Annotated in this window: 18 protein-coding genes and 1 tRNA gene; 11 read left to right on the top strand and 8 right to left on the bottom strand. The window is 63.5% G+C overall.

From position 1 onward, the window contains the following. Window positions 1-67 precede the first annotated feature (67 nt). The 6 genes from dcd to K3174_RS05395 all read right to left on the bottom strand — a co-directional run bounded on the left by dcd (window position 68) and on the right by K3174_RS05395 (window position 7766). A complete protein-coding gene (gene dcd / locus K3174_RS05370) occupies window positions 68-622 on the bottom strand; it encodes a dCTP deaminase (protein WP_221556416.1) in 555 nt (184 codons plus the stop codon). Between the two features lie 60 nt (window positions 623-682). Continuing rightward, window positions 683-3820 (bottom strand): bifunctional proline dehydrogenase/L-glutamate gamma-semialdehyde dehydrogenase PutA, encoded by a 3138-nt coding sequence (gene putA / locus K3174_RS05375; RefSeq protein ID WP_221556418.1) that lies wholly within the window; start codon window positions 3818-3820, stop codon window positions 683-685. Between the two features lie 96 nt (window positions 3821-3916). Then, complete coding sequence (gene glpD / locus K3174_RS05380; protein WP_221556420.1) at window positions 3917-5404, bottom strand: glycerol-3-phosphate dehydrogenase; 1488 nt, start codon at window positions 5402-5404, stop codon at window positions 3917-3919. Continuing rightward, the gene (mtnP, locus tag K3174_RS05385; protein ID WP_221556422.1) at window positions 5401-6273 is read right to left on the bottom strand and encodes an S-methyl-5'-thioadenosine phosphorylase; all 873 of its coding nucleotides are present in this window, start codon (window positions 6271-6273) and stop codon (window positions 5401-5403) included. Before mtnP ends, glpD begins: the two co-directional genes overlap by 4 nt. Window positions 6274-6345: 72 nt before the next feature. Further along, window positions 6346-6876 (bottom strand): group I truncated hemoglobin, encoded by a 531-nt coding sequence (locus tag K3174_RS05390; RefSeq protein ID WP_221556424.1) that lies wholly within the window; start codon window positions 6874-6876, stop codon window positions 6346-6348. A gap of 11 nt (window positions 6877-6887) precedes the next feature. Then, window positions 6888-7766, bottom strand: coding sequence for a DUF3034 family protein (locus K3174_RS05395; protein WP_221556426.1), 879 nt, complete (start codon window positions 7764-7766; stop codon window positions 6888-6890). A 150-nt stretch (window positions 7767-7916) separates the two neighbouring features. Here K3174_RS05395 and K3174_RS05400 point away from each other — a divergent pair, with 150 nt between their 5' ends. From K3174_RS05400 to K3174_RS05430, 7 genes are all read left to right on the top strand, one after another. Continuing rightward, window positions 7917-8516 carry a cupredoxin domain-containing protein gene (locus tag K3174_RS05400; RefSeq protein WP_247711887.1) on the top strand — a complete coding sequence of 200 codons (600 nt, stop codon included), beginning with the start codon at window positions 7917-7919 and terminating at the stop codon, window positions 8514-8516. Further along, window positions 8513-10828, top strand: coding sequence for a putative bifunctional diguanylate cyclase/phosphodiesterase (locus K3174_RS05405; RefSeq protein ID WP_221556430.1), 2316 nt, complete (start codon window positions 8513-8515; stop codon window positions 10826-10828). The genes K3174_RS05400 and K3174_RS05405 overlap by 4 nt, the downstream gene beginning before the upstream one ends. 106 nt (window positions 10829-10934) lie before the next feature. Beyond that, window positions 10935-13715: a phosphoenolpyruvate carboxylase gene (locus K3174_RS05410; protein ID WP_221556432.1), complete on the top strand. Its 2781-nt coding sequence runs from the start codon at window positions 10935-10937 to the stop codon at window positions 13713-13715. A gap of 58 nt (window positions 13716-13773) precedes the next feature. After that, a complete protein-coding gene (locus K3174_RS05415; RefSeq protein ID WP_221556434.1) occupies window positions 13774-15120 on the top strand; it encodes a patatin-like phospholipase family protein in 1347 nt (448 codons plus the stop codon). A gap of 245 nt (window positions 15121-15365) precedes the next feature. After that, the gene (locus tag K3174_RS05420) at window positions 15366-15830 is read left to right on the top strand and encodes an Rrf2 family transcriptional regulator (RefSeq protein WP_221556436.1); all 465 of its coding nucleotides are present in this window, start codon (window positions 15366-15368) and stop codon (window positions 15828-15830) included. Next, window positions 15820-16728 (top strand): NAD(P)/FAD-dependent oxidoreductase, encoded by a 909-nt coding sequence (locus K3174_RS05425; protein WP_221556438.1) that lies wholly within the window; start codon window positions 15820-15822, stop codon window positions 16726-16728. Before K3174_RS05420 ends, K3174_RS05425 begins: the two co-directional genes overlap by 11 nt. Window positions 16729-16743: 15 nt before the next feature. Next, window positions 16744-17427: a glutathione S-transferase family protein gene (locus K3174_RS05430; RefSeq protein WP_221556440.1), complete on the top strand. Its 684-nt coding sequence runs from the start codon at window positions 16744-16746 to the stop codon at window positions 17425-17427. A 261-nt stretch (window positions 17428-17688) separates the two neighbouring features. On the opposite strand, the gene K3174_RS05435 is transcribed toward K3174_RS05430, so the two are convergent. Together K3174_RS05435 and K3174_RS05440 are read right to left on the bottom strand one after the other, a co-directional pair. Beyond that, window positions 17689-17775 (bottom strand) — tRNA-Leu (locus tag K3174_RS05435). A 113-nt stretch (window positions 17776-17888) separates the two neighbouring features. Further along, the gene (locus tag K3174_RS05440) at window positions 17889-18731 is read right to left on the bottom strand and encodes a zinc-ribbon domain-containing protein (RefSeq protein WP_221556442.1); all 843 of its coding nucleotides are present in this window, start codon (window positions 18729-18731) and stop codon (window positions 17889-17891) included. A 155-nt stretch (window positions 18732-18886) separates the two neighbouring features. On the opposite strand from K3174_RS05440, the gene ftsE reads away from it, so the two are divergent. The 4 genes from ftsE to K3174_RS05460 are packed head-to-tail and all read left to right on the top strand — an operon-like array spanning window position 18887 to window position 21757. Further along, window positions 18887-19612, top strand: coding sequence for a cell division ATP-binding protein FtsE (gene ftsE / locus K3174_RS05445; RefSeq protein WP_221556444.1), 726 nt, complete (start codon window positions 18887-18889; stop codon window positions 19610-19612). Beyond that, entirely contained in the window at window positions 19609-20541 is a 933-nt protein-coding gene (locus K3174_RS05450) for a cell division protein FtsX (protein WP_221556446.1), read from the top strand. The genes ftsE and K3174_RS05450 overlap by 4 nt, the downstream gene beginning before the upstream one ends. Next, a complete protein-coding gene (locus K3174_RS05455) occupies window positions 20538-21068 on the top strand; it encodes a YdcF family protein (RefSeq protein ID WP_345719588.1) in 531 nt (176 codons plus the stop codon). The genes K3174_RS05450 and K3174_RS05455 overlap by 4 nt, the downstream gene beginning before the upstream one ends. Before the next feature lie 8 nt (window positions 21069-21076). Further along, entirely contained in the window at window positions 21077-21757 is a 681-nt protein-coding gene (locus tag K3174_RS05460; RefSeq protein ID WP_221556448.1) for a lysophospholipid acyltransferase family protein, read from the top strand. The last annotated feature ends 45 nt before the right edge of the window (window positions 21758-21802 follow it).

Raw genomic sequence — 21802 nt, forward strand, 5'->3', positions numbered from 1 at the left:
CTCCTTTGCCCGACTGAATGCGCGCGGCGCAGGGGAGAGTCAAAGACGTAGCGTCAGGGCGGCTTCTTCAAAGCCGCGGCAGGGTGACCCCGCGCTGGCCCATATATTTGCCCGCGCGGTCCTTGTAGCTCGTCTCGCAGCGTTCGTTGCCTTGGAGGAACAGGAACTGGCACGCGCCTTCATTGGCGTAGATCTTCGCAGGCAGCGGTGTCGTATTCGAGAACTCCAGCGTCACGTGCCCTTCCCAGCCCGGTTCGAGCGGGGTGACGTTCACTATGATACCGCAGCGCGCATAGGTGCTCTTGCCGAGGCAGATGACCAGCACGTCCTCGGGAACGCGGAAATATTCGACCGTGCGCGCCAGCGCGAAGCTGTTGGGCGGAATAACGCAGATATCGGTTTCGCGATCGACGAAGCTGTTCGATGCGAAGTCTTTCGGATCGACCACCGCGCTGTCGACATTGGTGAAGATCTTGAACTCGGGCGCCACGCGCGCGTCGTAACCATAGCTCGACAGCCCGTAGCTGATCACCCCTTCGCGACGCTGCGCCTCGACGAAGGGCTCGATTATCCCCTCATTCATCGCCTTGTCGCGGATCCACTTATCCGAAAGAATCGCCATAGCGTAACGATTCCCGAGCCGCGCCACGGGGGCAAGCGGCCCGGGTGATTTATCCGCCCTTTAGCTCGCGAGCAGCGTTGCGTTGCCGCCGGCAGCGGTCGTGTCGATGCACACCACGCGTTCGGTCGCGAAGCGGGCGACATAGTGCGGGCCGCCTGCCTTGGGGCCGGTGCCCGAAAGCCCTTCGCCGCCGAAGGGCTGGCTTTCGACCACCGCGCCGATCTGGTTGCGGTTGACGTAGAAATTGCCGACCTTCGCCCGCGCTTCCACAAAGGCGCGCGTATCGTCGTTCCGGCTATGGAGGCCGAGAGTCAGGCCGAAGCCGGTGGCGTTGATGTCCTCGACCACGCGCCCAAGATCGGCGGCGCGATAGCGGACGACATGCAGAACGGGGCCGAAATTCTCGCGCTTGAGGTCGAGGATCGAATCCATTTCGATAATCGTCGGCGCGACGAAGCATCCGGCATTGGCGCCGCGATGCAGGCGGCGGCGCCATACGGGACGGCCGCCCTTTTTGCGGCGGGCGACGTGGCGTTCGAGCGAGGACTTGGCATCCGGATCGATGACCGGGCCGACATCGGTGGCAAGATGTTCGGGATTGCCGATGGTCAAGGCTTCGAAACCGCCGCGGATCATGCGCAGCATGTCGTCGTAAACATCGTCCTGAATGTACAGCACACGCAGCGCCGAACAGCGCTGGCCGGCACTCTGGAAGGCCGAGGCGACGACATCGCGCGTCACCTGTTCGGGCAGGGCGGTGGAATCGACGACCATCGCGTTCTGGCCACCGGTTTCGGCGATCAGCGTGGCGATCGGTCCGTCCCGGGCGGCCAGACTTCGATTGATCGCCTGCGCGGTCTGCGTCGAACCGGTGAAGGCGACACCCGCAATGCGCGGGTCCGAGGTAATGAATTCGCCCACATCGCCCGCACCGGGAAGCAGTTGGAAGGCTTCTTCGGGAATGCCTGCCTCGTGGCACAACCGCACCGCAAGCGCGGCGATCAGCGGGGTCTGTTCGGCGGGCTTGGCGACCACGGTGTTGCCGGCTGCCAGCGCCGCGGCGGGGGTGCCGATGAAGATCGCCAACGGGAAGTTCCAGGGGGAAATGCAGGCGAAGACGCCGCGCCCGTGCAGGCTCAGGCGGTTTTCTTCGCCCGTTGGGCCGGGCAACGGGATCGGGGCGGTGAACTGCCGCCGTGCCTCATTGGCGTAGAAGCGCAGGAAGTCGACCGCCTCGCGCAGTTCGAGCACCGCGTCGAGCAGGGTCTTGCCTGCTTCCCGCTGACACAGGCTGAGAAATTCGTCCGTATGTTCCTCGAACAGGTCGGCGGCCGCCTCCAGCAGCAGTGCACGCTTCTCGCCGCCGAGCCGATCCCAGCCGGGCTGGATCGCTTCGGCGCGCGTGATCGCTTCTTCGACCTCGAAATCGAGCGCGTCGCGCCGGGTGCCGACTTCCGCGGACAGATCGTGAGGCTTGTTGATCGGCGCAATTTCGCCCTGGGCGCCGGACTTGAAGGTCGGCTCGGCATCCCAGTGTCGGCTTTCGAGCACCTCGAGGCGTTCCAGCAAGGGCTCGAGTACCAGCGGATCGGACAGGTCGATCCCGGCCGAATTGCGACGGTCGGGGAAGATATCGGTGGGAAGCGGAATCGTCGGATTGCGGTAGGGCTCGAGCGCGGCGAGATCCGCAACCGGGTCGGTCGCCAGCTCGCGCGCGGGCACGTCGGCATCGGCCATGCGATTGACGAAGGAGCTGTTGGCCCCGTTCTCGAGCAGGCGGCGCACGAGATAGGCGAGCAGATCCTTGTGCGTGCCGGTCGGCGCGTAAATGCGCACATTGGTGCGCTTGTCGCCCTCCATCTGCGCGAGCGCGCCATAGACGTCCTCGCCCATGCCGTGGAGGCGCTGGAACTCGAGCGGCTTGTTTCCAGCCAGCGCCTTGATCGCGCCGATCGTATAGGCGTTGTGCGTGGCGAAGGCGGGATAGATGACATCGTCCGCCGCAAGCATCTTCTCCGCGCAGGCGAGGTAGCTGACATCGGTGGCCAGCTTGCGCGTGAAGACCGGGAAATCCTTGTACCCGCCGACATGGCTGAGCTTGATTTCGGTATCCCAGTAGGCGCCCTTCACCAGACGGACGAAGAACTTGCGATCGTGTTTGCGGGCCAGCCGGGCCACCCAATCGATCATCGGCGCTCCGCGCTTCTGATAGGCTTGAACGGCGAGGCCGAAGCCTTCCCAGCGGCTGCCATCGGGCCGGGCGAACAGGCTGTCGTCGCGGGCCAGCGCCTCGATCAGATCCATCGACAGTTCGAGCCGGTCGGCTTCTTCGGCATCGATGGTGAAATGGATATTCGCGTCGCGCGCCGCCGTGGCGAGATCGCGGACGATGGGGAGCAGATCCGCGATCGCAAGATCGGCGTGAAGATAGGTGTATTTCGGATGCAGGGCCGACAGCTTGACCGAGATGCCGGGCGAGGTGCGCACATCGCCCGTCGCCTCGCGCACGAGCCGGTCGATCGCCTTGTGATAGTTGACACGGTAGCGTTCGGCATCGTCATAGGTCATCGCCGCTTCGCCCAGCATGTCGAAGCTGTGCGACAAGCCGCGCGCGCGTTCGGGTGCGGCGCGCTTCAGCGATTCATCGATCGTGCGCCCGTAAACGAACTGGCCGCCCAGGATGCGCATGGCCTGCAAGGTCGCCTTGCGGATGACCGGCTCGCCCAGGCGGTTGACCGCGCTCTTGAGCGAGCGGCGCATGCCCTTTTGCGCCTCTTCGGGCCGTTCCAGCACTTCACCCGTCAGCATCAGCGAGAAGGTCGCCGCATTGACGAAGGTGGACGAGCTTTCGCCCATATGTTCGGCCCAGTCGATATCGCCGATCTTGTCGCGGATCAGCGCATCGGCGGTCGCCGCATCGGGCACGCGCAACAGTGCTTCGGCGAGACACATCAGCGCCACACCTTCCTCTGTGGCGAGGCCGTATTGCTGCAGGAAGGCGTCGATCCCGCTGGCCTTGCGCTTGCGCGCGTCCTCGATCAACCGGATGGCGATGCGTGCCGCATTTGCGTGTTTGGCACTTGCGCCTGCCGCCTGGGCCATGCGTTCGACGATGCAGGCATTCTCTTCCGCGCGATAGGCTTCGCGAACGGCTTGACGAGAGATGGGGGACAGGCGGGCAGGATCGTGCAGGGCCATACGACTCCGAAGAAAAGGAGGGTTGATTCAGGCCCCTTGGACCCGAGGTCTTTCCCTTTCAAGCTTTGTGAAACGCGCTTGTTCCGTAACGTCCGATCAGGACTGGGCGGCGAACCAGTCTGCGACCGCCTGCTTCGCATTTGCGGGCAGGTGCAGGCCGAGTTTGCTGCGGCGCCACAGTACGTCTTCGACAGCGCGCGCGTATTCCGCATCGACGAGGTAGCGCAGTTCCGCCTCGTACAGATTTCCGCCCATATGCGGACCCAGTCCGTCCAGGGAATCGGCGTTGCCAATCACCGCATCCAGCCGGGTGCCATAGGCACGGGCGAGCCGCAGCAGCATTTCCGGAGGTATCCATGCGTAGCGTTCGCTGGCGCGCCACAGGAAGGCGGCGAAATCGCCTTCCGGCATGTCGCCTCCGGGCAAGTGGGCATGGGCGGTCCATGTCTTGCCCGGCACGTCGAACACCTTCCCCAGCTTTTCCAGCGCGTGCTCGGCAAGCTTGCGATAGGTCGTGATCTTGCCGCCATAGACCGACAGGATCGGCGCGCCGCCTTCGGCATCCAGCTCGAAGACATAGTCGCGCGTTACGGTCGAATTTTTCGCCGCATTGTCTTCGTAGAGCGGGCGCACGCCGGAATAGGTCGAGACGATTTCGTCTGCGGTGACGGCGCTGGCGAAATAGCGCGAGGCGGCTTCGCACAGATAGGCAATTTCTTCCGGCGTGATCCAAACTGCATCGAGATCGCCATCGTAGAGCAGGTCGGTGGTGCCGATCAGGGTGAAGTCGCGCTCGTAGGGAATGGCGAAGACGATGCGGCCATCGGGCTGCTGGAAGATATAGGCATGCCCGCCGGGAAAACGGCGCGAAACGATGATGTGGCTGCCCTTGACCAACCGCAGATGCGCGGGCGTTCCCTGACCCAGGGCACGCTTTGCCACCTGGTCGACGAACGGTCCCGCGGCATTGACGACCGCGCGGGCCGTTACCGTGCGCTCTCCGGATTCGTCGCGGAGTGTGGCGCCCCAGGCTTGCCTCCCGCGCTCAAGCGCCGTGCATTCGGTGCGCACCTGCACTGCGGCGCCGTGTTCTTCGGCATCCTTTGCCGTCAGCACGACCAGCCGGGCATCCTCCACCCAGCAATCCGAATACTCGAATCCCGATTTCAATCGGTCCTGCAGAATGCCGCGATGCGGGGCGATACGCAGGTCGATACCCTTGCTCTTCGGCAGGCTCATCCTGCCGCCGATCCGGTCGTAGAGCGCAAGGCCGAGCCGCAGCATCCATTTGGGCCGCATGCTCGGTTCGTGCGGCATCACGAAGCGCAGCGGCCAGATGATGTGCGGTGCATTGCGCAGCAGCACTTCGCGTTCGCGCAGCGATTCCGCGACGAGACGGAATTCGTAGTGTTCGAGATAGCGCAGGCCCCCGTGGACCAGCTTGGTACTCGCCGATGAAGTATGGGACCCCAGGTCGTCCTTTTCGACCAGCATGACCTTCAGGCCGCGGCCGGCCGCGTCGCGCGCGATGCCCGCGCCATTGATCCCGCCGCCAATGACGAGGAGATCGCAGGTCTCGTTCATCCCTGCCGCAGCAGCCGACCGGCGACCGCATCGAGTTTGGCCAGCAATGCTTTGTCGTGCTTGTCGGGTGCGGTGATCACTGCATCGGTCAGCGCATGATCGATAGGCGATGGATTGCGCTTCTTGGGCAGACCCATGCAGAAAGCCTCGACGGCCTTTCGCGCCAGTTTCGAGTTGCGCTGCATTTGCTCCACCACCTGTGCGACGTCGACCGTCTCGGCGTCGTCCCGCCAGCTGTCGTAGTCGGTGACCATGGCGAGCAGAGCGTAAGGCAATTCCGCTTCGCGCGCGAGTTTGGCCTCGGGCATGCCCGTCATCCCGATCACTTCGGCACCCCAGTGACGATAGAGGCGGCTCTCGGCGCGTGACGAGAATTGCGGACCCTCCATGGCAAGATAGGTAGCGCCTTCGGTGCATTCGCCGCCGATTTTCGTGACCGACCTGGCGGCATGTTTCGACAGGCGCGGGCAAACCGGATCGGCCATGGAGACATGTGCGACGAAGCCGTCACCGAAGAAGCTCGACCGTCGACCGCGCGTATTGTCGATGAATTGGTCGACCGTGACGAACCGGCCCGGCGCAAGCTCTTCCGACAGCGAGCCGACCGCGCTGATGGCAAGGATATCGGTGCAGCCGGCGCGTTTAAGTGCATCGATATTGGCACGCGCATCGATGTTCGACGGGGCGATGCGATGCCCGCGACCATGCCGCGGCAGGAACCGGACCCGCACATGGTCGATTTTGCCGCACAGGATTTCGTCGGACGGTTCACCCCAGGGCGAGAGGACCGGAATCCATTGCGCGTCTTCGAGCGCGTCGATGGCGTAAAGTCCCGAGCCCCCGATGATACCGATGGTCCAGTCGCTCATGATCTACTCTCGCCCATGGAAATCATACCCTGGCGACCGGGGTGGCGACTGCCATCGCCCCTGTCCAGACCTTTAGCGTTCGATGACATCCCCGCTCATCGGCGCGAGCTTGGACAGAAAACGGTTCTGGGCCGCGAAGGGCACGTTTTCTTCACGCATCGCCTGCTGGAGGTTTTCGACGATGGCGTTGAGATCCGCCTTGCGGGAACCAAGTCCCGCATGTGAACTCTGCATGTCGCGGCCTGTATAATCACAACCTGCGTTCAGTATGTAGCAGAACTGCTCGAAGATCGTGCGACGGAACCGGACCTCGTCGTGACCGGCAAAAATACCGCCTATGCGTGGATCGGCGAAGTTCAGATCGGTGAAACGATCGGCGATGCGCTCGATGCCGTCGCGTCCCCCGAAATGTGCGGCCATCGCGTCGCTGTTGAACGGCGTGGCCCCGGCATTGGCGTTGCTCTTTGTGTAGGGCTCCACCGGGATCTCTCCCGTGACGGGGTCGCGTTCGACCTCCTCAACGCCGAATTCCTTGTCCCAGTCGATATCGCCGGCGGGCGCTTGTTGCATGAGCAGGAGGGGCAGGGTGGCAGTGAGAAACATCCGGTCTACTCCTAGAATGCGACCTGCGCCTGCAGGAACGCGCCGCGCTGGCCGGTAAATGTGGCGATCGAACCGAGATCGGCATAAGCGGCGGTCAGGGTGAAATTGTCGGTTGGGGCATAGGCGGCGAAAAGATCGAACCAGTCGTCTTCGCCGAGCCCGAGATTGTCGGGCTTGCTGCGGAATTCGCTCCCCACGACGAAACGGCGGGAGAACTGGTATGCAAGGGCGCCTTCGAACTGCAATTCGTAGCTGTCGTCGGCAACGCTGCCGAAGCCCAGCAGCCCGTTCTGGTTGGCTTTGGTCAATCGTGCCGTGGTGTTGACCAGAATGCTGTGGCTGAGGAAAAGCTTGGTGGCGCTGAGGGTGAAATCGACACCTTGGTCATGTGCCGCGCCAACCGCGCTGGCGACCGCACCGTCGAGGCTGCGCTTGTACTGCGCACCCACCGAAACCTGCGGCACGAGCGCATCGCCATAGACCACATCGCCAACCAGCCGGACCTTCGCGCCGACGATGTCCTGATTGAGTTTGTAACCCTGCCCGATGCCGAGCGCCGCGCCGACATCCTGCGTATCGAAGTTCTGCCGCGCATAGCTGAACTCGACCCGATCGGCGATGCCTACCGCGAGGCCATGCGACTGGTAGAAATAATCGGGCAGCAGCACCGCAGTGACATGTGCCTGTACCCCGATTCCGCGGGTCTCCTGTCGGCCTGCAATGGTCGCCCAGTTCGAAATCCCACCGCCGCTGGCACCGTCGATCGCGCTGATCGCGTTGGTCAGCAGCAATTTTGCGTTGTACTCGTCGAAGGGAACGGATGGCGCACCCGTCTGTTCGATCGACTGCTGGTCAGATGCCTTTTCCTTAGCGGCAAGGGCTACCGGCATGAAGCCGAGCGAACATACCGTCAAGGAAGCGGCAAGCGGGTAAAGCGCTGTTTTCATAGGTGCGGCTTATCGCAAGATATGATGGAAAAGCCGTTAACCCTGTGCCGATACTTTCTTAACTCCTGACTCCGTAGAATACCGGGGATGTCGATGCGCATTCTCACCGTTCTTGCCGTTCTTCTGGCATTGCCCGTATCCATTGCCTGGGCAGCGACCTCGGGACCCGTCCGGGTCCAGGTAGTCGACGAACGCGGCGTGCCCGTGCGCGATGCAGTGGTCGAACTGGATGCGCCGACCTGGCGCGGTGGGCGCATCGCCTTCCCCTGGCGCGCGGCGATGGCACAAAGAGAAGAACAATTCGTACCCGGGACGTTGGTAATCGCGCGCGGTAGCACGGTCGCCTTCCCGAATCTCGACAAGGTCCGGCACTCGATCTACAGCTTTTCCAAACCTGCCCGCTTCGAGATCGATCTTTACGGTCGCGACCAGACCCGCAGCCATACATTCTCCGTCGCCGGTGCAGTGGCGCTGGGCTGCAACATCCACGACACTATGCGCGGCTATATCCGCGTGGTCGATACCCCATTCGCCGGCAAGACGGATGCCAACGGCTACGTCACGCTCATCGGCGCGCCATCGGGCGCCGCCAGGCTGACGGTCTGGCACCCACGCCTGCGCGCACCGGGTGGCGAGATGTCGAAGCAAATCACGGCCTCCGGAAACCACAAATTCGCGGTGCGGCTGCGATGACCGGGGCGTTCTCCCGGATTGGCTTGCCGCGCTTCGCATCCCTGAAGCTGCGCATCGCCGTGCTTTATGCCGGCCTGTTCGCTGCGGTGCTTGCCGTCGTCATGGTGCTGGTCAACATGAGCATCGAACGGTTCGGAGAAAACAGTGCCAGCCGCGACCTCGCGGCCAGCGCGCGTGTTTTCGACGAGATCATAGACATGCGCGCGCGCCAGATGCGCGGGTCGACAGATGTTCTGGCAAGGGATTTCGGCTTCCGCGAGGCACTGGCGACAGGCGATGAAGCCACACTCGCGAGCGCTTTGCGCAATCTGCGCAATCGGACGCAGGCCAGCTCTGCCTTTGTCGTCGACCTCGATGGTGCCATAATCGGCGATGGCGCGCGTGGATTGCCACCGGCGGAGAGCATCTGGCCTGCGCTGGATGCGGGCGAAAACAGGGGAGTGATACTGCTTGGCGATCAGCTTGCGCTCGCCGCGGCTTCGCCGATCGAAGCGCCCGACCTGATGGGCTGGCTTGTTCTCGCTTCGCCGCTCGACGCGGCTGCGATGACGCGTCTCGGCGAATTGGCTGCCGTGGATTTTCATGCGGAAGTGCGGCTTCACGATGATCTGCCAGCGATCGCCGTCTCGCAGCCGCCCGGGGTCGTAATCGAAGCCCGCGATCCTGCGCGAAATCTTTTCCGGGTCAGTGTCCTGCCGAGCCTGCAGGAAAGCCTCGCCCCTCGTTTGATGCTGCGCCATTCTCTCGCTGCTGCGCTTGCCGAATATGCAGTGCTGAAATACTTGATCGCATTGGTCGGCACGCTGGGGCTCGGGCTGGTCGTCGCGCTCGGCTGGCGCATCGCCCGCGGGATAACCCGGCCTCTGTCAGCCCTCGACGATGCCGTCAGACAGTTCGGACGCGGTGAGGACATCGTGCTGCAAGCCGAGACCGACGACGAGGTCGGCCGGTTGGCCAGCAGCTTCAATTCCATGGTCGAGGCCATCGAAGAGCGCGAGCGCCGGATCATTCATATCGGCCTGCACGATGGGCTTACCAACCTGCCCAACCGCAAGCTTTTTGTCGAACAACTCGACCAGGCGATCGCGCGGCGCAGGGACGGAGATCGGGTGCTTGTGGCCTATTGCGACCTCGACGATTTCAAGGTGGTCAACGACACGCTTGGCCATCCTGCAGGCGACGCGCTGCTGCGCCAGGTCGCTACGCGCCTGGTCACCGAACTCGGCGACGCGCAGATAGCGCGGTTGGGTGGGGATGAATTTGCCGTGCTCAAGATCATCGAGAACAAGGACGAAAGCCTCCTCCCGATAGCGCAGCGAATACGGAACTGCTTCGACCACCATGTCGAGATTGGCGGCCACAGGGTGGACTGCTCGGCCAGCGTCGGTGTGGCGGTCGCTCCCGTCGACGGCGAAAGCGGAGTGGATCTGCTGAAGCATGCGGATCTTGCGCTCTATCGGGCCAAGCGCGGTGGCAAATCGGATTTCCACTTCTTCGAGCCCTCGCTCGACGAGCAGGCCCGTATACGTCGCGAAATGGAACTCGACCTGCGCCTCGCAATCAAGGATGGCGGTTTCGCGCTTTATTTCCAGCCCCTCTACAGTCTGGCACGCGAAAAGCTTGAGGGGTTCGAAGCTCTTATCCGCTGGAACCACCCCAAGCGTGGCATCATCAGCCCGGCGGAATTCATCCCGCTGGCGGAAGAAACCGGTCTGATCCTCCAGATCGGCGAATGGGTCGTGCGGGAGGCGTGCCGTTCGGCGCGCGAATGGCCCGAAGACCTGTCGGTGTCGATCAACGTTTCGGCCAAACAGTTCTCCACGCCCGGCCTTTCGGCCACAATCCTGCAGGCGCTGACCCAATCGGGCTTGCAACCGCACCGGCTGGAGCTGGAAATCACCGAAAGCGTGTTCATCGCCGACGTCGAGAAAACGCTCGGCACTCTTCATGCCTTGCGCGATCTCGGTGTTCGCATCGCGTTGGACGATTTCGGTACGGGCTATTCCTCGCTCAGCTATCTGCGCAGTTTCCCGTTCGACAAGGTCAAGATCGACCAGAGCTTCGTGCGCGACCTGATCGAAGAGGGGAACAACGCACATGCGGTCATCCGCGCAATAACCACGCTCGCCTCGGCGCTGGGAATGGATACGCTGGCCGAAGGCGTCGAGTGTCCGGAACAACGCGAAATCCTTCGGCGCGAAGGGTGCGAGTATATTCAGGGCTATCTGCTGAGCAGGCCCGTGCCAGCGAGCGGAGTGCCCGCATTGATCGGCCGCGGATATATCGATGAACTCGTAAGCGCCGTCGGTTGATGTCGTATCTGCATGCGTATTCACGGCCTTGCGGGGCCTACATTCCTTGACAGCACCGGCACATTGCCGCGGAACTCCTGTCCTACTTAGGGCATAGGGTAGAGTAATGGCCGAAACGACGATAGAACCGACGCTCGCCAGCCTGAGCGATCGCCTCCGGGTGCTCCATCGCCAGACGCGCGAGACCCCTCTCTTCAATCCCGTATTCCAGTTGTCGCTGGATATTTCCCGCAAGCTGGAAAGCGGCGAGTTGGGGGTGGAAGCGCTTGCGGGTCTGGTCGACGAACTCGAAGCGCAATCGCTCGATGCCCGTGCCTCGCGGCTGCGAAACCTGCTGCGACCGGACGAAGCGGAGGAGCGGCTTGCGGAATTCGCCGCACCTGCCGACGATTTCGACGCCTTTCGGGCATTCTGGGAACGTCCGCATTTGCATGCAGTGTTTACCGCTCACCCCACATTCCTGCTTTCGCCGCAGCAGAGCGAGGCAGTGGCCGATGCGGTGGCCGGTGGCGCCAAGGTCGACGCACACGATATGCACGACAAGCCGGAGATCACACTGCGCTACGAGCATGATCGCGCAATGGCCGCGCTCGCCAATGCACAAGACGCGCGCGACCGGATAGTGGAGGCGGTGCTGCGCCGGGCGCAGAGCGCGTTTCCCAAAGGATGGGCCGATCTGCGGCCGCTGCCGTTCCGCTTCGCCAGTTGGGTTGGCTACGACATGGACGGGCGAACGGATATCAAGTGGTACACGTCGATAGCGTTCCGTCTGGCCGAAAAGGCCCAGCGACTGGAGCGCTATGCCGACAGGCTTGAAGCGATAGATGCCGCGCATCCGGCAATCGCCGGTCTTCGAGCGGCGCAGGCGCGCGCTCGGGCAAGCGCGGATGAATTCGCCAGTGACCTGTCCGCTCCGGAAGACCTGTCCGCCGCCGCCAATCGACTGACCGAAGAGCATCCCGACAAGCTCCTGTCGCTCGAGCCGCTGATCGGCCAGCTCGAGAGCGACGCAGCGGACAGCGAAGCCGACCGGGCCGTCGCGCTGCGCGCGCTCGCTGCCGCAATGCGCGCGGATGGGCTGGGGATGGGGTGGATCCATTTTCGCGTGAACGCCAAGCAATTGCACAACGCGATCCGCCCCCGGCTGGGCGATGCCGCCGATATCGATCTGTCCAGTCGCGGGGCGATCGCCGCGCTGCGCGAACTTCTGGCGGAGGTCGAACCGCAAAGCGCCAATTTCGCCAGCTTGGCGATCGAAAGTTCCACCGCGGTGCGGCAGTTCCTCGCCATGGCGCAGATCCTCAAGCACATCGATGCCGACGCGCCGATTCGCATGCTGGTGGCCGAGTGCGAACAACCCTCGACGGTGCTTGCCGCACTATATTTCGCGAGGCTCTTCGGCATTGCCGACAAGGTCGACGTGTCGCCGCTGTTCGAGACGGAGACCGCGCTTGAACATGGCGGTCGCTTCCTCGACCTGCTGCTCGCCGAACCGGACTATCAGGCCTATGCCAAGAAGCGCGGGCGCGTGGCGATCCAAACCGGTTTTTCGGATGCGGGCCGGTTCGTTGGCCAGATCCCCGCCAGCCTCGCCATCGAGCGGTTGCAGGGACGGTTGGCCGAAGCGATGGCCGCCAACGGGTTGACTGATGTCGCCGCGCTGGTGTTCGACACCCATGGCGAAGGCATGGGGCGCGGTGCGCACCCCTCCAGTTTCGAGGATCGGATCGAATGGGCATTGAGCCCGTGGGCCCAGCGTCGTTTTGCCCGCGCCGGTATCGCGCTCGAACCCGAAGCAAGCTTCCAGGGCGGCGACGGTTATCTGCTGTTCGCAACGCCCGATATCGCGCTCGCCACGCTGACGCAGGTGATCGCGCACAGCCCGGCGCATACCAATTCCGATGTGCCGACGGACCCGTTCTATCGCCGCACGGATCTGAGCCTCGATTTCTATCGCGCGATCAAGGAGCATCAGCGCGATCATCTGGAAAGCCGCACTTACAGCCGGGCTATCACCGCCTTGGGGCTCGGCTTGCTCAACGAGACCGGTAGCCGCAAGTCGCGGCGTCAGAGCGACCTGTCCGCCGATCGCGAGATGAGCCTGCGGCAAATTCGTGCGATCCCGCACAATGCCATTCTCCAGCAATTGGGCTATCCGGTGAATATCATTGCCGGTGTCGGCAGCGCGGCGGAAAGCCAGATCGAAGAGATCGGTGCATTGCTCGCCGAAAGCCCGCGCGGGCGGCAGATCATGCGCTTGGTTCGGGCTTCGAACGCTCTCGCCAGCATCAAAACGGTGGCCGCGTTCGGCGAATTGTTCAATTCGGCCTATTGGGCGAGCCGCCCATATCGCGGAACCGAGCAGCATCTCGGCCCGGCCTGCGAGGCATTGGCCGAATATCTCATCAAGGACGATCGAAACGGTGTCTTCCGCCGTCTCGCCTCGCGCCTGCGGGTCGATGCGTTGAAGCTTCATCGGCTGTTCGATCTGGTGCCCGACGACGATCCGCATCCCGAACGCGAAAGCGTGCGGCGCGCGATCGGCGTATTGCAGGCCGTGCGTCTGGCATTGCTCCAGCACATGTTCCTGAAAGCCGTTTCAGTCCCTGCGTTCAGCCGCGCCAACGATATCAGCCGGACCGATGTTCTCGAGATGGTCTTCACTCTGCGGATTGACGAGGCGCTGGCGCAATTGCGCCGCGCCTTCCCGACGAGTTTCCCGCGCAAGGACGATTTTACGCTGGACGAACCGGGGGAATATCCCAGCGGTGCGGGCGAAGGATATGCCGCCATCCGCGAGGACTATATCGATCCGATCGAGCAGGCCCATGCATTGTGCCTGCGCATTTCGACCGCCATCGCCAATGAGTTCGGCGCGCACGGATAATTGAATTCGGCGCGATTTCCGCGCAGGGTCTCCGCGATCAATCGGGGGGAATGCGATCATGGGAAATTTCCTGCTCGGGGTGGCCGTCACATTGCTGGCGCTCGCCGTATTCGGATATCTGGCGTTCAAGCTGTTCCGGCGCGGGCCGCTGACATTCGAGATCGACGGCTTCTATACGCATGTGGCCGACGGCGATGTCGGCCCGTTCATCCGCGACGTGCAGGCGGACGTTCCCGAAGCGGCGGAATGCCGGCTGGACGATCGCATGTCCTGCTCGATCCGCGACGCGGTGCAATGCCACAATCAGGGCGACCTGCCCGACTGCAACGTCCTCCTGCTTTCGGGCGGCGGTCAATGGGGCGCCTACGGGGCGGGGCTTTTCGACACGCTGGCCCGCCGCAGCGCGGACGAACTTGCGCTGCCGGGGATTGGCGTGATCACCGGGATTTCGACCGGTTCGCTGCAGGCCCTGATGCTGATGGTGGCACTCGACCCGGCTCAGACGCCCGACATGCGCCGCTTTGCGCTCGACCGGCTGATCTGGGGATATTCGCCCGAACGCGAAAGCGATGTGGTGAAACACACCAAGCTGATCGGAGTGCCCCTTTACGGATCGGCGGCGGGCACCGCCCCGCTTCGCGCTCGCATCGTCGAAGCGCTCATGCCCGGCGGCGACGAGCGGCTTGTAAGCGCGATCGGGAATTCGAGCATCGATGGCTTTGTCGGCTTCGTCGAGGCGGAGCGCGGCGTCTTCCGCTATGCCGATATCAAGCAGCTCGTGAATTCGGCGCCCGATACCGCTGCAGCTGCGCAGGCCCTGGCAGCTGCAACGATGGCGTCCTCCGCCATGCCCGTCTTCCACCAGCAGCTGCGGATTGCGGGGAGCGACGCCCGGCCGCTTGCGCTCTACGATGGTGGGGTGCGTCGTTCGATATTCTTCGATCGGGCCATGGCGGCGGTCGATCAGGAAGTGCGCAAGCAGATGCAGGGGCATGCGCTCCCGAGGACGGCCGATGGCATATCGCAAGAGGCTTACGCCAGGACTTACGAAGAGGCGGCGCCGACCGTTTATGTCGTACGCAACGGCCCCACCGTGCGTCGGAGCGACGATGCACTCAACACCACGTCCGGCCCCCTGAAGAACGGGCAACGCGGCTACGATCTGCTGGTCAACGAAAGCGAGATCGGCGCGATTGCCGGACTCAGGCTCAATAATCCCTATGGACGCATCTTGCTGACCAGCGCCGATCGCTACGACACGTTTCCCAGCACGGTCGGCGAGAACTTCAAGCAGGACGAGATGTTCAAGCCGGCCTTCATGGCCCGTCTGCGCGACCTGGGGCGACACAAGGCCGAACGGGACGAAGGCCCCTGGTGGCCGCTCAGCAAGATCGAACAACTCTAGGGAAACCAGCCGCTGAGTGACTGTCGGTGCCCCGAGAGGGACAAAGATGGGCACTCCGACAGTGGGGAAATTTCTCTGCCAAGACTCTGAGTTGCCGCCGGTAGTGCCGTCGGAAAGCAGCTTTGGGGCTGCATTCCGGGACGAACCCTTACACGGCGGAGTTCGTCCACATCGGTATCGGCAAACCGCGCCACCGCACAGTCTGGTGGTTGACCTTTCTAGTATCATGCAATATATGATGTTACATGAAACGAGACAGCAGATTGTCGGGCGTGCTGCACGTCCTTCTCCATTTGGCCGAGGCGTCGGGCCCGGTCACGTCGGAGGCGATGGCCAAGGCCATGCAGACCAACCCGGTGGTCATTCGCCGGCTCATGGCTGGCCTTCGCGAGGCCGGCTTCGTCCATTCGGAAAAGGGCCATGGTGGCGGATGGGCCATCGCTCGCGATCTCGCCTCCGTCAGCTTGCGCGATGTGTATGACGCGCTCGGCGCGCCCGAACTATTCGCCTTGGGCCATCGCACCGAAGCGCCGGGCTGTCTGGTCGAGCAAGCCGTCAATGCCGCGCTCGACGACGCGTTACGTGATGCGGAGACGTTACTGCTCGACCGCTTCGGCGCGGTGACGCTCGCCGCGTTGAGCGTCGACTTTCACGCTCGCATGGTCGCGAGCGGCAAATCCATCGATCTGGAGACCGTTCATGCAGGATGACGCAATCGTCATTGGCGGCAGCTTCGCCGGCTTGTCCGCCGCCATTCACATTGCCCGCGCGCGCCGTTCGGTCTGTGTCATTGACACAGCAAGCCCGCGCAACCGCTTTGCCGATGCTTCGCACGGCTTCTTTGGACAGGATGGCGACGATCCGCAGGCGATGATCGCCAGGGCGCGTGCGCAGCTTCAGCGCTATCCCACCGTGCGGATGGTCGCTGGCGAGGCGATGAGCGCATCGGCCATCGGTGGCGGTTTCGAGGTACGACTTGGCGATGGAAGCATTTTGACCTCTGCGAAACTCTTGCTGGCCTTCGGCATATCCGACGTGCTGCCCGACCTCCCCGGTCTCGCGGAGCGCTGGGGCAAGAGCGTGTTGCATTGTCCTTATTGTCACGGCTTCGAATATGCTGGCGAACGCCTCGGCGTGCTGCAGACGATGCCGATGTCCGCGCATCAGGCACAGCTGATCGCCGACTGGGGGCCGACGACGCTCTACCTCAACGGCAGCGCTGCGGCCGACGGTGAGGCACTTGCCAAGCTGCAGCAACGCGGCGTCGCAATCGAGCCCGCTCCCGTGCTCGAGCTTCGTGGCGAGAACACGGCCCTGTCCTCCATTCTCCTCTCCGATGAGCGAGAGATCGCCATCGACGCTCTTTACCTTGCGCCACGCACCCGGCTCAACAGCCCCATCGCCGAGCAACTCGGATGTCTTATGGACGAAGGCCCCTTCGGCCCGGTGATCCGAACCGATGCCGCCAAGCTAACCACCGTTCCGGGCGTCTACGCTGCCGGTGATATCGCGCGAGCCCCGCACAACGCGAGCTGGGCAGCAGCCGACGGCGTGACCGCAGGTGTATCGCTGCATCAATCGCTCGTCTTCGAGCCACTCGCGGCCTGAGATGGGGCACCTGTAATGAAGCTCTACGAATTCGATTGGGCGCTTTTTCCCCGTCGGGTCGGCATCTATCTCGCAGAAAAAGGGATCGATGGCATCGAGCGTGTTGCCCTCGACGCTCTCGATCCCGGCGCAGGCTCCAGGATTGCGGGCCTCAGTCTCCAAGGGACCGTTCCTGCCCTCGAAATCGAAGACGGCACCGTCATCGGTTCATCAATCGCAGTCCTCGAATATCTCGAGGAGCGGTTTCCATCACCCGACATGATCGGCGCGACGCCGCAAGCGCGGGCCCGAACCCGCGAATTCGTCAGCGTGATCGACGAGGCCGCCAACCAGCTCGGCATCTGGTGTCACAAAGGAAGCCCGATGTTTGCCAACCAGGAAGAGCAGAGCCCGAAAGCTGCGACCTTTGCGGCGGACGCCTATCACGGGCGGCTGCACCTCCTCGACAGGATGATGGCGGCGGCGGGCGGGCCTTTCGTCGCGGGATCGCAGATTACGATCGCCGACTGCATCGCCATGGCGACGCTGCAATTTGCCGATGAATTCTACGGGGTGCCAGTTCCGCAGAACTGTCGCACCCTGGCGGCCTGGCGCTCCCATTTTGCGGCCCGGCCAAGCGCGGCCTCTCCGGCCTATCCGCAACAATTGCTGGAGATCGCTTACGGACTGCCTACACACTGCCCGCCGACTAGCAGCTAAGGCGCGATCGGCTCAAACTCGGGCGACATGTTCGGTGCGTTGCTGCATTTGATGTAGCTCGAGAGAACGGTGTCGTCTTTTCGCTGCCAAAGTGATCGAGCCGTCGACAAAGGACGGCGTCTTTGAAGATTCCAATAGGCGCGGTCGAAAGTCGCGAATAAACGCGCAAAGTGGTCGTCCGCGCGCCTGGTCAGAGCAGGTGTTCTCGACCGTTCTCTAAGGGGTTCCCCGGAAACGGCAGTTTCCCGCCATTTCCTAGAATGGTGCGGTCGAGAAGACTCGAACTTCCACGGCCTTGCGGCCACAACGACCTCAACGTTGCGCGTCTACCAGTTCCGCCACGACCGCACACAGTCTGCATCGAGAGCGAATCTGCCAGAGGCCGGCTCCCGTCGGTAGGAGCGCGCCACTAGCAGCGGGTGTGCGGCCCCGCAAGCATCTTTGTTGTACGCAACGGAAAGCTAGCGCGGGGCCCAGCCGATATCGGCGAACACGGCCGATTTGGGCACGTCGGTGACCGCTTCGTTGATGGTCAATTCTTCGCCCGGAGCAAGGCTCGACTGCGGTGGCTGGACGACCCAGCTATAGACCTGCCGTTCGCGCTGGTCGCGCAGCACGATCAGGATCGGCGGGATCGGCCGCGATTCGCGCGCGGTGTTTTCGACGATGATCCGCGCGCCGAAAAACTCCGTGCCGTTGGGAAGCGTGCGCCGTTCCTGCTGCTCCACCGGAAACCGCAACTCGAGATCCGGCTGTGCCGCCCCGAACAATGGGCGGGTGACGGGCACCCATTCGGGCAGACCGACATAATTCACGGCGACGACCGTACCGAGCGCAATCGCCGCGAAAATGGCTGCAGCCCAGGTCCACAGCCGGGTGGTATTGCGACTGGGGCGGAACGGGGGCGCATGATCGAAGCGGGAGGGGCTGCTGTCCTCCTCCTCCGGTTCCGGCGGAGGGGGTAGATCGTCCTGTACATCGCCATAAGGCGGGGCGGCTTCATCGAAATCAGGCCCGCTGTGCGGGGGCGCTTCGGTGTCCGCATCGTCGAAGCGAGTGGCCGTCTCCGTGTCTTCGCCGAACGTCGGAACCGGAACGGGTGGCGGAGGAGGAGGTGGCGCGGGGGCAGGCGGCGGTGACGGAGGCGCGACGGTCGCCCCCGCTGCTACGAAGCGGTCGGCCTTGGGCCCGTCCTGGAACCAGCTGTGCTTGCATTTCGCGCAGCGCACGGTGCGCCCTTCGATCCCGATGGCGCTGTCGGGGACGACGTAGCGCGTGGAACAGGCGGGGCAGGCAATGATCATGGTGACCTGGAGCCTTAGGACGCGTTGCGAATCGCGACAAGCGACAGCCCTGTTCGCAAACCCCGAGAGCGGCTTTTTTCCACATGCAAGCGCGGTTATAGGCTGTTTTCGAAGATGGCGGGTGCTCATTTCCTCTTGATTGGACAGGCCGGGCGATGAGCGCGCCCGAAGAGGAGATCGTGCAGTTCGACAATGTCGGATTGCGCTACGGCACCGATCGCGAGGTGCTTTCCAATATCTCTTTCACCCTGTTTCCCGGCCGCTTCTATTTCCTCACCGGTGCCAGCGGTGCAGGCAAGACATCGCTGCTGAAGCTGCTTTATCTGGCCCAGCGTCCGTCGCGGGGGGCGATCCGCATGTTCGGCACAGATGTGATAACGCTGCCGCGCGAACGTCTGCCGGCCTATCGCAGGCGAATGGGTGTGGTGTTTCAGGACTTTCGGCTGGTCGACCATCTTTCGGCCTTCGACAATGTCGCCCTGCCCCTGCGGGTGGCGGGCGTGCGCGAGGCGGATCTGCACGGGCCGGTGTCCGACATGCTCGAATGGGTCGGTCTGGCCCAGCGCGCCGATGCACGCCCGGCCACGCTTTCGGGCGGAGAACAGCAGAGGGTGGCCATCGCCCGCGCAGTCATCGGCCGGCCCGATATGCTGGTGGCCGACGAACCGACGGGGAACGTCGACCCGGAGATGGCCCTTAAACTCATCCGGTTGTTCGAAGCGCTCAACCGCCTCGGCACCACGGTGGTCGTGGCAACGCACGACGTTCACCTGCTGCGCAAGGTGCCGGATTCGCTCATCATGCGGCTCGACAAGGGGATGCTGTCGGATCCGACGGGGGCTCTGCGCTATCCTCCGAGACGCGTCGGGGTGGGCCAGTGAAGAAGCCGCCGGTTCTGGCGCGCGCGGCGGAGCGCGGTCTTGCACCGTTTCGCGGGCGGCGGGCCGCACATCTCTTGCCTCGCGCGCGTCTCGGCGGGCCGATGCCGTGGGTCATCGCAATCATGGTAGCGCTGACGGTGCTTGCGGCGGGTGGCGGACTGGCGCTCGACAATCTCGCCAACCGGGCGCGCGGCGATCTGGCGGGCAGCGCCACCCTGCAGATCGTCGAAGCCGATCCAGAGGTACGCGCGCGCCAGACCGAAGCGGCTGCGGCCATTTTGTCGCAGGATGCTGCCGTTGCGGAACTGGTCGTCGTGCCGCAGGAAACGGTCGAGGAACTGCTCGAACCCTGGCTGGGAACCGACAATCCGGAGGATGCCGTTCCGATCCCGGCGCTGATCGACCTGCGGCTACGCGACGATGCCGACGAGGCGACGCTCGACCGATTGCGCGACCTGCTTGCCGAGCGTGCACCGGCGGCGCGTATCGATGCTCAGGCGCAGTGGCTGGCTCCGGTCCTCTCGGCACTATCGGCGCTTGGATGGGTCGCGCTGGGCCTGATCGGACTGCTCGCTTTCACTGGGGCCGCCGCCGTCTGGCTCGCCGCTCGCAATGCGCTCGGCACCAATCGAGACACGATCGAGATCGTCCATCTGCTCGGCGGCAGCGACGACCAGATCGCGCGGATTTTCCAGCGCTCGATCCTTGCCGATGCGTCGGTCGGCGGCCTGCTCGGCCTAGTGATCGGTGCGGCTGCCGTGTGGTTGACCGGGATGCAGTTCACGGCATTGGATTCGGGGCTCGTTTCGGGTGGCGGGCTGCAAACGACCGATTGGCTGGTCTTGGCCCTTGTCCCCGTGGGTGCGGTTGTTCTAGCGGTCTACACGGCGCGATTCACCGTGCTCGCGTCGCTCAGGAAAATTCTGTGATCCTCCGTCTCTTCGCTGCAGCCATGCTCGTCTACGCGTTCGGCTTCCTGGGCTTTGCCGTATCGCTGCCCAAACCCCTTTCGGGCGAACCGACCGACGCCGTGATCGTGCTGACCGGCGGCCCCGGGCGGATCGCGCGCGGGCTGGAAGTCGTCGACCTGGAACTGGCGAAGGAGATGTTCGTCTCCGGCGTCGATCCGGAAGTCAGACCCGCCGAATTCGCCGCCGAGTTCGACGTCTCGCGCCGCACGATGGAATGCTGCGTCAAGCTTGGCTACCTTGCGGTCGACACGCGCAGCAATGCCGGCGAGGCTGCGCAATGGCTCAAGGAAAACGAGTTCTCCTCCGTGCGGCTGGTGACGACGGACTGGCACATGGCCCGCGCCAGTTCCGAATTCGCCGAAACGCTGCCGTCCGACATTCGTGTGGTGGAAGATGCGGTCTCCTCGCACCCCGATCTTGCGACGCTGTTCCTAGAGTACAACAAGCTGCTCGTGGCTGCGGTTTCGCAGGGGCTGCCGAGCTGAGGCTGCCGATGCGTCTGCTGCGTAACCTTGCCTTCTATTTTGCATTCTACATCGGCAGTCTGCTGATTACCTCCGCTTCGCTCGGCGCGCTGCCGTTCAGCGTGGAGGCCTTTCGTGCGCGGGTCCGCAACTGGGCACAATGGCAGCGCTGGTGCGTCACCCATCTGCTCGGCTGCAAGATCGTGCTCGAAGGGGCGCCGCTCGATGAACCGGTGCTCTACGCGATCAAGCACGAAAGCTTTTTCGAGGCGATCGATGCACCCGCGCTGTTCGATACGCCCAGTGTATTCGCCAAGCAGGAACTGTTCAGTATCCCGCTGTGGGGACGCGCGGCGGCTGCTTTCGGCCTCGTTCCCGTAGCGCGGGATGCGGGCGCGAAGGCGTTGATGCAGATGATCCGTTCGGCCAAGGCCCTCGTGGCCGATGGTCGACCGCTGGTAATCTTTCCCGAAGGCACCCGAGTGCCCCATGGCGAAGTGCGCGCCCTGCAATCGGGCTTCGCCGGGCTGTACAAGATGCTCGGCCTGCCAGTGGTGCCGGTCGCAGTGAACAGCGGACCGATCTATCACCGCAAGCTGAAGAAGCCGGGCACGATTACCTATAAATTCGGCGAGCCGATCCCGCCGGGCTTGCCGCGGTCGGAGATCGAGGAACGAGTGCTGGCAGCGATCAACGCGCTCAACGGGTGAGTTGCATCTTGCGCAAGTTGACGGGCACGAGACCAGAAGGATTTG

The organism is Qipengyuania qiaonensis (assembly GCF_019711515.1).
Classification (GTDB): Bacteria; Pseudomonadota; Alphaproteobacteria; order Sphingomonadales; family Sphingomonadaceae; genus Qipengyuania; species Qipengyuania qiaonensis.